At 36.2% G+C, this 12,660-nt stretch carries 9 protein-coding genes; all 9 read left to right on the top strand.

Translation table 11 applies throughout. The features are described from left to right. The first annotated feature begins 18 nt into the window (after positions 1-18). The 9 genes from T410_RS14710 (at position 19) to nagB (ending at position 12,624) form a co-directional block, all read left to right on the top strand. A complete protein-coding gene (locus tag T410_RS14710; RefSeq protein WP_051929453.1) occupies positions 19-1,470 on the top strand; it encodes a RagB/SusD family nutrient uptake outer membrane protein in 1,452 nt (483 codons plus the stop codon). Between the two features lie 107 nt (positions 1,471-1,577). Further along, positions 1,578-2,498: a dihydrodipicolinate synthase family protein gene (locus T410_RS14715; protein WP_035673149.1), complete on the top strand. Its 921-nt coding sequence runs from the start codon at positions 1,578-1,580 to the stop codon at positions 2,496-2,498. Positions 2,499-2,526: 28 nt separating this feature from the next. Next, complete coding sequence (locus T410_RS14720; protein WP_035674681.1) at positions 2,527-3,699, top strand: kelch repeat-containing protein; 1,173 nt, start codon at positions 2,527-2,529, stop codon at positions 3,697-3,699. 84 nt (positions 3,700-3,783) lie between these two features. Beyond that, entirely contained in the window at positions 3,784-5,028 is a 1,245-nt protein-coding gene (locus T410_RS14725) for an MFS transporter (protein ID WP_035674683.1), read from the top strand. Between the two features lie 145 nt (positions 5,029-5,173). Continuing rightward, entirely contained in the window at positions 5,174-7,270 is a 2,097-nt protein-coding gene (locus T410_RS14730) for a GDSL-type esterase/lipase family protein (protein ID WP_035674685.1), read from the top strand. Between the two features lie 95 nt (positions 7,271-7,365). Further along, positions 7,366-8,604 (top strand): AGE family epimerase/isomerase, encoded by a 1,239-nt coding sequence (locus tag T410_RS14735; protein WP_035673152.1) that lies wholly within the window; start codon positions 7,366-7,368, stop codon positions 8,602-8,604. Next, positions 8,601-9,722, top strand: a complete 1,122-nt coding sequence (nagA, locus tag T410_RS14740) for an N-acetylglucosamine-6-phosphate deacetylase (RefSeq protein ID WP_035673155.1) — start codon at positions 8,601-8,603, stop codon at positions 9,720-9,722. Before T410_RS14735 ends, nagA begins: the two co-directional genes overlap by 4 nt. A 10-nt stretch (positions 9,723-9,732) precedes the next feature. Further along, positions 9,733-10,650, top strand: coding sequence for a DMT family transporter (locus tag T410_RS14745; RefSeq protein WP_202963250.1), 918 nt, complete (start codon positions 9,733-9,735; stop codon positions 10,648-10,650). A 36-nt stretch (positions 10,651-10,686) separates the two neighbouring features. Next, complete coding sequence (nagB, locus tag T410_RS14750) at positions 10,687-12,624, top strand: glucosamine-6-phosphate deaminase (RefSeq protein WP_035673158.1); 1,938 nt, start codon at positions 10,687-10,689, stop codon at positions 12,622-12,624. Positions 12,625-12,660 lie beyond the last annotated feature (36 nt).

A 12,660-nucleotide genomic window follows, 5' to 3' on the forward strand; every position in this document is an offset into this window, starting at 1 on the left:
ATTTTAATATTAAATATCATGAAAAAGAAAATTCTTTTATATTCTATACTTTTTACCGGTTTTTCATTATTGAACTCGTGTCAGGATGACTTAAACCTTAAATCTGAAAGCGTAATTACTTCTGCCAGTTTTTGGAAAACAGAAGACGATGCAAAAGCAGGTGTAAATGGTATGTACTTCAATTTTAGAACCCAAACCCAACAAAATTACTATTTATTGGGAGGAGCAAGAAGTGCAGAAATTACAAATGGAGTTCAATCTCCGCTAAGCTTGGCTAATTATTATAATAACAACCTGACTGCACAGAATATTGATGTGGATTGGGCTGGTTTGTATACCGTAATTCATCAGGCAAATTTGGTTTTGAAATATGTTCCGACTATTCAATTTAGTCCAACAACTTTGAATGAACAAAAGAGATATATCGCGCAAGCGTATTCTATGCGTGCTTTGGCTTATTTTATCATGGCTCGTTCTTGGGGTGGTGTACCAATAGTAACAACACCAACGGAAAACACCAATCAATCCGAATATATTATTCCGCGTAATACGATTGAAGAAACTTTTGCATTCATTAAGTCTGATATTGAATCAGCTATAGCTAATTATCCAGATGCAACAAACAATAAAACGCAATTATCCTTGTCATCAACTTATGCTTTAAAAGCAGATGTGAATTTGTGGACAGCAAAACAGTTAGGTGGTGGAAGTACTGATTTAAATACAGCTTTGGCTGCAATTAACGCTATTCCTACAGCGCCGTCTTTATTGCCAAATTTCAAAGACGTATTTGCTTACGCCAATAAAGGAAATACTGAAGTGCTTTTTGCGGTTCGTTATTCTTTGGCGGATGTACCGTCTGCTTTATCTGATAATTGGAATTCTTTCATGTTTGTTGGACCAAGTGATTTTGCACCGCTAACAGCAGCGACAGCAACAGCAACTTTTGGAACTTTGGGAGTTGGTACAGGGAATGCAGGTATTTCAAGAGTACAACCAGATATTACACATTTCAACTTTAGCAATACTGATACCCGAAAAACAGCTACTTATTTAACTTTATACAATGGCGCGACTCCGGTAGTAACAGGTTTAGTGAAATACAATGGAACAGTTGATGGTGCTACAAGAAGATTTGTAAGCGATATCATTATTTACCGTTGGGCTGACATCTTGTTAATGAAAGCAGAAATTAAAAATGCTTTAGGCCAAGATCCATCTTCAGAAATGAATTTGGTAATGCAAAGAGCTGATGCTTCTTCCTCATTTACAAATAGCTCTCAACCAGCTAATGACGATGCTATTTTGAATGAACGTTTGAAAGAATTAGCTTTTGAAGGAAAAGCATGGTGGGATCTAGTTCGTTTCAACAAAACGAGTCTTGTGCCTTCTATGGCCGGTAAAAAGATATTGTTTCCAATATCTCAAAATACCATTAACTTTAATCCTAAAATCACTCAGAATCCATAGTAAAAAACTGGATTTAAGAAGTATCGTTTAAAATAATAAGCCGGGAATATTTAAGTTCCCGGTCTATTTAAACAACACAAATAAAAGATAATTTAAAAAAATACCTCATGAAAATTGAACATTTACAAGGGCTTATCTCAGCTCCATTTACCCCCTTTAATAGCAATGGAAAATTAGATGTTAGCCTAATTCCGGCTTACTATACTTTTCTAAAACAAAACGGAATAACTGGTGCTTTTATTAACGGCTCTACTGGAGAAGGTGTTTCTATAACATTAGAAGAGAAAAAAGCGGTTGCTCAAGCTTGGGCAGATTGTTCCAATCACGATGCTGATTTTAAAGTAATGGTATTCTTAGGTGGAACTTGCCTTACCGATTGCATTGACTTAGCAAAACATGCGTATGAAATAGGATTGTATGCTGTTTCTATGACTGCTCCGTTTTATTTCAAGCCAGCCAATGTTGATATGTTAGCTCAATCTTGTATTGAAGTGGGTAAAAGTGTTCCTAATATGCCTTTTTATTACTACCATATTCCAGTATTGACAGGCGTGAACTTGCCAATGTTTGATTTAGTGCAAGCCTTAGACGGAAAGCTTCCTAATTTTGCAGGAGTGAAATATACACATGAAGATTTCATGGATTTCCAAAGTTGTATGAGTTATGAAAATGGGAAATTCGATATGCTTTGGGGACGCGACGAGAATATGTTATCAGCATTAGTATTAGGAGCGAAAGGTGCTGTAGGAAGTACATTCAATTACGCGGCTCCATTGTATTATGATTTGATAGCCGCATTCAATGCTAATGATTTAGTTAAGGCACGTGCTTTACAGCAAAAATCGATCAACATGATTCGTTTATTGGGTAAATACGGCGGAATTTCAGTAGGGAAAGCCTATATGAAAGTCGTAGGATTGGATTTAGGTGAATTTAGATTACCTGTAAAAAACATGAGTGCTGACCAATTTGGATTATTTAAAAAAGATGTAGAAAGTCTAAATTTTGAAAATTTCAAATCAAAATAGCTCGTTCGTTTTATTTCATAACAACACAATGAACAAATATATTTTTCCTCTAATTCTTTCCTTACTTATTATGCAAACAACTGATGCCCTTTCTCAAAAAAAAGCTGTAAACCATGTCGAATGGAAAATGGCCGCGCAACTACAAAATACTGATGGAAGTATATCATTAGGTTTTGCAGGTGCTATTAATGGTATCAGTAACGATGTATTAATAGTTACCGGAGGTGCCAATTTCCAAGATAAAATGCCTTGGGAAGGTGGGAAAAAACAGTATTCAAAAGAAATTCATGTATTGCAGCAATGCAACGATACTTATAGCTGGAATAAAAAAGTACAAAGCACATTGCCAGAACCTATAGCCTATTGCGGTTCTACTTCAACTGATTTAGGAGTGGTTTATGTAGGTGGTGAAAATGAAAATGGACTTTCAAATAAAGCGTTTATCTTAAAATGGAATGCATCCAAAAATGAGGTGGAAACAAAACCGCTACCCAATTTTCCGGTAGCTATTACAAATATTGCTCTAACTCATATTGGTAACGTAGTTTATGCCATTGGCGGTGATGAAGCCACTAAATCTTCTGATTTATTTTTAAGTCTTGATTTAAACAGTTCTCATCCAGAGTGGAAAACATTACCAAAATTACCCATCGCTTTGGCAAATTCGGTTGCGGTGGTTCAAAAAGATAAGGATGGAACCAATATTTATGTGATTGGTGGAAGAACAAAAACTGCTTCAGGAATAAGTGATTTGCACAATACTACTTTTGCTTTTAACATAAAAAAACAAATCTGGAAAAGTCGTCCAAATATATCCGATGGTAAAAACACAACCAACTTTTCAGCGGGTGCAGGTATGGCTGTGGGGAATCATTCCATTTTAATCGTTGGTGGTGATAATGGTATCGTTTTTCATAAAATTGAAACGTATTTATCCCAAATTACACAAACCAATTCTCCTGAGGAAAAGGCTAAATTAGCTGTAGAGAAAAATCTATTGAACACGAATCATGATGGTTTTTATAAAGGTATTTTATTATACGATACTCTGACTAATTCCTGGTCCAAGATTGGCGAACTGCCCTTTCTTGCTTATGTAACGACTACTGCTACGCTATGGAATGATAAAATTGTTTTGTCTAATGGGGAAATAAAACCAGGTATTCGTACCCCTGATGTCATGTTAGGAACTATAAAGTAATTACACTCAAAATAGATTTAACCCATTTTTTCATGTCGGAAAATGAAGGTAAAATCATAAATGAAATTTAAAGCATATCAAAATATGAAAAATACAAAGTATTATCCTTGGGTAGTAGTAGGCTTGTTATGGCTTGTAGCCTTGCTAAACTATATGGACAGACAAATGCTGGCAACAATGCGTCCTTCAATGGAAACAGACATTCCTGAATTAGTATCCGGTGAGAACTTTGGACGTTTGATGGCTATTTTTCTTTGGATTTATGCTTTGATGAGCCCTATCTCCGGAATTATAGCGGACAAATTAAACAGAAAATGGCTTATTGTAGGGAGTTTATTTGTTTGGTCAGCAGTAACATATGCTATGGGATATGCAACAACTTACAATCAGGTGTATTGGTTAAGAGCCCTGATGGGAGTAAGTGAAGCTTTATATATTCCTGCCGGTTTATCACTAATTGCCGATTACCATCAGCAAAAAACAAGATCACTTGCGATTGGTATTCATATGACAGGACTTTATGTGGGTTCCGCATTAGGGGGTTTTGGAGCTACTATTGCCGCTGCCTATTCTTGGCATACTACTTTTCATTATTTTGGAATAGTTGGTGTTTTTTATGCTTTCGTTTTGGTTTTCTTTTTAAGAGAGAAAAAAGTTGCCGAAGTAAAAACTATTGATTCCGATTTGATGCCAATAAAGGAAAAAAGTTCGCTCTTCAAAGGCATGGCTTTGTTATTCACAAACATCTCTTTTTGGGTTATCTTATTTTATTTTGCCATAATAAGTTTACCGGGTTGGGCTACTAAAAACTGGTTGCCTACCCTATTTTCAGAAAACTTAGGAATCCCTATGGAAGAAGCAGGTCCGCTAGCAACCATCGCCATCTCTTTTTCATCCTTATTGGGCGTAATCTTTGGTGGTATTCTATCTGATAAATGGGTACAAAAAAATATAAAAGGCAGGGTTTATACCAGCGCGATTGGCCTGAGTTTAACGATTCCTGCTTTGTTGTTAATCGGTTTTGGACATTCATTATTCAATGTTGTAGGTGCAGCACTTTGTTTCGGTATCGGTTACGGAATGTTTGATGCTAATAACATGCCAATTATATGTCAATTTGTTTCTTCAAAACACCGGGCGACGGCCTATGGTGTCCTAAATATGACTGGAGTTGGTTGTGGTGCATTAGTAACTTCCCTTTTGGGCAAATCCTCGGATAGCGGAACTTTAGGATCCGGTTTTGCTTTGATGGCGGGGGTTGTTATAATTGCATTAGTAGTCCAAATCAGTTTTCTGCGTCCAAAAGTGAATGATTTTGTCGATGCCTAAAATACAATAGTATTGTTTACTAAGTTCAAAAATTTGTTTTAAGTTGGGTTTGGTTTTTATCTGTTAAGGCGGAGCTTATGTTCCGCCTTGGGGATAATCTATGCCTATTTTTAATGATTTCTGGAAAAATAAAAACATAAATACGATGAAAAGGAATCTATTTTTAATAGTCTTTTTGATTTCAATCTTATTTCATTTTGAGTCAGTTGCACAAAAAGCAATACTCAAAGTAGCTTGCATTGGAGATTCCGTTACTGCGGGTTATCTCTTATCTGATGCTGCAAATGAATCCTATCCTTCGCAACTTCAAATCCTGCTGGGCGGACAATATGAGGTGAAGAATTTCGGACATAGCGGAGCAACACTCTTGAAAAAAGGAAGCACACCCTATTTTAATACAAAGGAATGTGCCGATGCTATTGCATACAGACCTGATATAGCCATTATTCATTTGGGTTTAAATGATACCGATCCTAGAAATTGGCCGAATTACAATACGGAATTTGATGCAGATTACACTTGGTTAATAGACATCTTAAAAAAACAAAATCCGGCAGTTAAAATTTACATCTGTAGATTAACTCCCATATTTAATGAGCATCCCCGTTTTAAATCGGGAACCAGAGATTGGTTTTGGCAAATTCAATCTCATATACCCAACATTGCAAAAGCAAATCAAGTGGGTTTAATTGATTTACATGAAAAGTTATACCATCGTCCCGATCTTTTTCCTGATGCTTTACATCCAACGAAAGAAGGAGCGACTATTCTGGCCAAAACCGTTTATGAAAACATCACTCAAGATTTTGGTGGATTAAAATTAGCTGCTGTTTTCACTGACAATATGGTTTTGCAACGCAATAAACCCGTTCCCGTTTACGGTACCGCTAATGGAGGTGATACAATAGAAGTGACTTTTAAACAACAAAAAAAGAACGTCATTGCCGACGAATATGGAAAATGGAAAATTACTTTTCCCGCTATGACACAAGGTGGACCTTACGAAATGACTATTCAATCTAAGGAAACAAAAATTGTTTTAAAGAACATTCTGGTTGGAGATGTTTGGTTTTGTTCCGGACAGTCAAATATGGCATTTCAACTTCAAAACTCAGAAAATGGTTCGGCAGAAGTAAAAAAAGCAATCGCAAATACTACTATTCGGTTATTCAATGCCAAAGCGATCCGTGATACTGATGAAACGGCTTGGGATTCTATAACATTAGTTAAAACCAATCAGCTGCAATTCTTTTCCGGAAGTTGGTCAGAATGCGATTCGATAAGTGCCAAAGATTTCTCTGCCATTGCCTATTACTTTGGTAAAAACATCGCCCACGAAGAAAATGTACCTGTGGGTTTAATTCAAGTTGCCGTTGGCGGATCACCGATAGAATCATGGATTGACAGATACACATTGGAACACGACGATAAAGTAGTTGATGTATTAACCAACTGGCGTAAATCGGATTTCATCATGCCATGGGTCAGAGAACGTGCCAATGTAAATTTGAAAAATGCAACAAATGTAAAACAACGTCATCCGTATGATCCTTGTTACAATTTTGAAGCTGGAGTGGAAGCCTTTACAAAATTCCCGATAAAAGGTGTGATTTGGTACCAAGGCGAAAGCAATGCACATAATGTTGAATTGTATGAACATCTCATGCCTACATTAGTAGAAAGTTGGCGCAAAGCCTGGGGGACTAACCTACCCTTCTATTATGTTCAATTATCAAGTATTGAGCGACCAACTTGGCCAGCATTCAGAGATATGCAAAATAGATTGCAAGATAAAATACCAAACAGCGGAATGGCAATTAGCATGGATTATGGAGATGCTCTCAATGTACATCCAATTAAGAAAAAAGAAGTGGCAGATCGTTTGGCGCTTTTGGCCTTGCGGTACACCTATGGAAAAGCTGTAATTGTGAATGGTCCTTCCGCTTTGAAAGCCATACAAAAAGGCGACAACATTCTAGTTTCATTTGCATTTGCAAAACAATTAACTACTTCGGACAAAAAAGAATTAATTGGTTTTGAATTGGTAAATGACAAGGGAATCCAAACTCAAAGCAATGCAACTATCGTGAAAAATCAAGTATTAATTACGGTCCCAAAAGGAGAAAAAATAAAAACCGTTTTATATGCATGGAAACCGTTTACTACAGCCAATTTAGTGAATGAAGCAGGACTTCCATGTTCAACTTTCAAACTAGAATTAAATCCTGCTACTGAAAACTAAAAAAAGTCAAATCCTTTATTTACTGACTAAACGAGACAAAAAAATAACATCTAGTACAACATAAAAAATACTAGTTACAAAACATATATTAAAAAATGAGCTATTCAAAAACAGATCTTCTCAGCTTAAAAGATTTTTATCAGAATCAATTATTAAATGATACTGTGCCCTTTTGGTTTCCACGTTCAATCGATACCGAGTTTGGAGGTTATTTATTAATGCGTGATCAAGATGGAAGTTTGATTGATGATGACAAAGCAGTATGGATACAAGGGCGTGCCGCATGGTTATTGGCTACACTTTACAATACAGTCGAACCAAAACAAGAATGGTTAGAAGGTTCTAAAACAGGTATCGATTTTTTAAACAACCATTGCTTTGATACTGATGGACGAATGTTTTTTCACGTAGCACGTGACGGACAACCCATACGCAAACGCCGTTATTATTTTTCGGAGACTTTTGCGGTTATTGCGATGTCAGCTTACGCAAAAGCAAGCGATGATGAGGCAGCTGCCGAAAAAGCGCGTTTTTTATTCGGAAAATGCATCGAATATTCAACTTCATCTAGTTTATTAGAACCTAAATTCACCGCTACCAGACCGTCAAAAGGAATTGGAACTCCTATGATTATGATAAACACGGCACAACAGTTACGGGAAAATATTGGTGACCCGCGTTGTGATGAATGGATTGATACATGGATTACTGAAATTGAAACCGATTTTGTAAAAGATGATATTAAATGTGTGATGGAACAAGTAGCGCCAGATGGTTCCATTATCGATCATATTGATGGGCGCACGTTGAATCCCGGTCACGCCATTGAAGGAGCTTGGTTTATTTTACATGAAGCAAAATATCGCAACAATGATCCGCATTTAATTGAATTGGGCTGCAAAATGCTCGATTATATGTGGGAACGCGGATGGGATAAAGAACATGGTGGTATTCTATATTACCGTGATGTATATGACAAACCAGTTCAGGAATACTGGCAGGATATGAAGTTCTGGTGGCCTCATAACGAAGTGATTATTGCAACACTGCTGGCCTACACTATGACAGGCGATGAAAAATATGCAACTTGGCACAAAATGGTACATGATTATGCATACAGCAAATTCCATGATGCAGCAAATGGAGAATGGTTTGGATATTTACATAAAGACGGAACCGTTGCCCAAACGGCAAAAGGAAATATGTTCAAAGGACCGTTTCATTTGCCAAGACAGGAATGGTATTGTTTGCAATTACTTAATGAGTATTTAGAAGACAATAGGAATATTGCCAGCAGTAAACTAGATGTAACACATTTAAATTATAAAAAATGAAACAAGCCATTATTAACGGAATTGTACATACTGGCGAAGAAATAAATAATGATGTCATTATTATAGAAAATGGAATAATTATTTCTGTTCAAAAAGAAATTCCCAGTACTATTCCTCTCATTGATTTGAAAGGAAAACACATTGCTGCTGGTTTTATAGACATCCAAATAAATGGTGGAGAGCAACTTTATTTTAGCCAAACTCCAACAGAAGAAACCATTCAAGATATTTATGAAACCAGTTTGAAATATGGCACCACTCATGTACTTCCATGCTTGATATCGTCTTCCAAAGAAACCATTCTTGAAGGAATTGAAGCCATTCGCGTTTATAAAGCTAAATACAATAACGGAGTACTGGGAATGCATCTGGAAGGTCCTTTTCTGAATCCTTTAAAACGTGGTGCACATAGTATTAATCAGGTTCGTAAACCTACTAATGCCGAATTGGAAGAGATTATCCGTTACGGTAAAGATGTGATAAAAGTAATCACAATTGCACCGGAATGTTTTACAGACGAGCAATTGGATATGCTATTAGAAAGCGACATCGTCATTTCGGCGGGACATTCTACCATGACCTACAAAGAAGCACAATATTACTTTTCTAAAGGGATTAAATTGGTTACCCATTTGTTTAATGCGATGACTCAATTTGGGCATCGGGAACCCGGTTTAGTTGGTGCAACATTCGAAAATGAATCTGTTTATGCTCCTGTTATTTTAGATGGTGCGCATTGTGATTATGCCGCTGCTAGATTAGCCTATAAACTAAAGAAAGACAAATTCTTTTTAATCAGTGATGCTGCTTTTTTAGGACGTAAAGTTTCCAGTTTTAAATGGGAAAATTTTGATGCCCATCTCGATAATGGCTTTTACAGAAATGATGAAGGTAATCTAGCCGGGGCCAGTATTTCGATGAAAGAAGCGGTTCAGAATGCATTCAATCATTTGAACGTATCAGCTGATGAAGCAATTAAAATGGCGACTTGCCGAGTAGCAGCCGCTATTAAAATGGAACATCAATTGGGTAAAATAAAACCCGGATTTCCTGCAAGTTTTGTCACTTTCAATGATAATCTGTCAAGAATAGAAACCGTAAACTATAATCCGATTTAAACACTATATTTTGAATACTGCAACTAAAACTATAGCAATTTCAGGTAAAACTAAATCCAAAGAATGGAAACTCATTTTTATTGGAATAGTGTTTGCTTTTTTATGGGCATCAGCATCAACTGCCACTAAAATAGGGCTAGATTCTGCTCAACCCTTTGTGATTTCTATTTTTAGATTTCTAATTGCCGGGACAATCATGTTGTTTGTAACGCACCTAGTGATGCGTAATCGAATGCCTTCAAAAAAAGAATGGATACAGATTAGTATTTATGGAGTGTTGAATATTTCATTTTACCTTGGTTTGTATGTAATCGCCATGCAACAAGTATCGGCGGGTTTGGGAAGTTTGGCTGTAGCCACTAATCCAGTTTTTATTGCATTGATGTCAGCAGTTTGGTTATCCCACAAAATCAGGTTCCAAAATATTCTTAGTTTGATACTTTGTTTTGTCGGCGTAATTTTAGCAGCCTATCCCCTTTTGCAAAATAGCTTTGCAACCCTAAACGGAATACTTATTTTATTGGCAAGCATGATTGCTTATTCTTTAGGAACCATTTACTATTCTCGTTCCAATTGGAACGGGTTGCATATTTTAACTATTAATGGCTGGCAGACGATTATTGGCGGTATTTTTCTGTTGCCTGTTTTAGTGGCAACCTACCAACCCAATCAAAATATTTTTGATGCTAAATTTTGGGCTTCCGTCTCTTGGTTAGCAATTACGGTATCTATAGGAGCAGTTCAATTTTGGTTACACCTGTTGAAAAACAATCCAATCAAAGCTTCCTATTGGCTTTTTTTATGTCCAATATTTGGTTTTATAATTGCTCATTTCATGATGAATGAACCCATTAGTTTATATACTTTTTTGGGTGTTGCCTTTGTGATAAGCGGATTATATATCAGTATGTCTTTAAAAAATAAATAATAAAAACGTAAGTAATTAACTCAAATAGAAAATAAAATGAAAAGTGTTTTAGAAATTAAACCTGACATCAGCTATAAAAGTGCCGGTAAATTTGAAGAAACGAGATTTGAAAAAATTCATAACGAAATTTTCAAAAACTCAACAGAAGCCTCTGTAATTGTAGCACAAGAAATAGCGGCATTAATTAGATCCAAACAAGCCGAAAATAAATCTTGTGTACTTGGTTTAGCTACCGGTTCTTCTCCTATAAAAGTCTATGAAGAATTGGTACGAATGTATAAAGAAGAAGGCTTAAGCTTTAGTAATGTAGTGACTTTCAATTTGGATGAATACTATCCAATGACTAAAGAAAACAACCAAAGCTATCATTATTTCATGCATCAGCATCTTTTTAATCATATCGATATTAAACCGGAAAATATAAATGTTCCCGACGGAACGATAGCGATTGATGAACTGAATCAATATTGTGTTGATTACGAAATGAAAATTAAAAATGCCGGAGGACTTGATTTTCAATTATTAGGAATCGGACGTACGGGACACGTAGGGTTCAATGAACCGGGATCCCACATCAATTCAGGAACCCGAATCATTACTTTGGATCATATCACTAGAATAGATGCATCGTCAGATTTTAATGGTATTGATAACGTTCCTAAAAGAGCCATTACGATGGGAGTTTCTACTATTTTGAGATCCAAAAGAATTGTATTAATGGCTTGGGGCCAAAATAAAGCATCCATCATAAAGAGAACCATTCAGGGAGAAATAAGTTCTGAGGTTCCTGCTACATTTTTGCAAAATCATACCAACACCACTTTCGTTTTAGACCAATCGGCAGCTTCCGAATTAACTCGATTTGAAACACCGTGGTTGGTAGGAGAATGCATTTGGACAACAGAATTAAAAAACAAAGCCATTGTTTGGCTTTGCCAAGAAACAAAACAATCGATATTAAAACTGACCGATAGGGATTACAACAATAACGGAATGTCGGATCTTTTGGCACAAGAAGGTTCTGCATATGATTTGAATATTAATATGTTCAATGTATTGCAGCATACCATAACAGGATGGCCGGGAGGAAAACCCAATACGGATGATTCCCACAGACCCGAAAGAGCCAATCCTGCCAAAAAAAGAATCATTCTTTTTAGCCCTCATCCGGATGATGACGTGATTTCTATGGGAGGAACTTTTTCTAAATTGATAAAACAAGGTCATGATGTTCATGTAGTGTATCAAACTTCTGGAAATATTGCTGTTACAGATGATGAAGCATTGAAATTTGCTGAAGTTTGCAATGATTTTATTGGAGAAACCGATTGTAATATTGATTTTCCTGCGGTAATCAATTTCATTAATAACAAAACCGAAAATCAAATTGATTCTCTTGAAGTTCGAAAATTAAAAGGCTTAATCAGACGTCGTGAATCGTATGCTGCAACAAGATACATTGGGTTAAAAGATGAAAACACGCACTTTTTAGACCTTCCTTTTTATGAAACCGGCCGAGTAAAGAAAAACCCATTGGGCCCTGAAGATGTTGCCATAGTTGCAGCCATTATTGCAAAAATAAAACCGCATCAGGTTTTTGCAGCAGGAGATTTAGCAGATCCACATGGTACTCATGAAGTTTGCTTGAATGCAATATTTGCTGCCTTGAAACAACTCAAACCTGAACCTTACATGAATGATTGTTGGTTATGGTTGTACAGAGGTGCTTGGCACGAATGGGATATCCATGAAATAGACATGGCAGTTCCCTTAAGTCCTGATGAAGTTTTGTTAAAAAGACATGCTATTTTGTACCACCAATCCCAAAAAGACAGGGTTATGTTTCAAGGGAATGACTCAAGAGAATTTTGGGTTAGAGCCGAAGATCGCAACAAAAATACCGCAAAGATTTACGACGATTTAGGTTTGGCTGAATATGAAGCTATTGAAGCTTTTAAACGTTTTGATTATTAAAAAATAACAGTAAATTCAAATAACAAAACTCAGTTT

This window comes from Flavobacterium sp. 83 (genome assembly GCF_000744835.1).
Classification (GTDB): domain Bacteria; phylum Bacteroidota; class Bacteroidia; order Flavobacteriales; family Flavobacteriaceae; genus Flavobacterium.

Excerpts from the sequence above, each read along its gene's own strand:
- T410_RS14710 (WP_051929453.1), top strand. The coding sequence starts at position 19 with ATGAAAAAGAAAATTCTTTTATATTCTATACTTTTTACCGGTTTTTCA.
- T410_RS14715 (WP_035673149.1), top strand. The coding sequence starts at position 1,578 with ATGAAAATTGAACATTTACAAGGGCTTATCTCAGCTCCATTTACCCCC.
- T410_RS14720 (WP_035674681.1), top strand. The coding sequence starts at position 2,527 with ATGAACAAATATATTTTTCCTCTAATTCTTTCCTTACTTATTATGCAA.
- T410_RS14725 (WP_035674683.1), top strand. The coding sequence starts at position 3,784 with ATGAAAAATACAAAGTATTATCCTTGGGTAGTAGTAGGCTTGTTATGG.
- T410_RS14730 (WP_035674685.1), top strand. The coding sequence starts at position 5,174 with ATGAAAAGGAATCTATTTTTAATAGTCTTTTTGATTTCAATCTTATTT.
- T410_RS14735 (WP_035673152.1), top strand. The coding sequence starts at position 7,366 with ATGAGCTATTCAAAAACAGATCTTCTCAGCTTAAAAGATTTTTATCAG.
- nagA (WP_035673155.1), top strand. The coding sequence starts at position 8,601 with ATGAAACAAGCCATTATTAACGGAATTGTACATACTGGCGAAGAAATA.
- nagB (WP_035673158.1), top strand. The coding sequence starts at position 10,687 with ATGAAAAGTGTTTTAGAAATTAAACCTGACATCAGCTATAAAAGTGCC.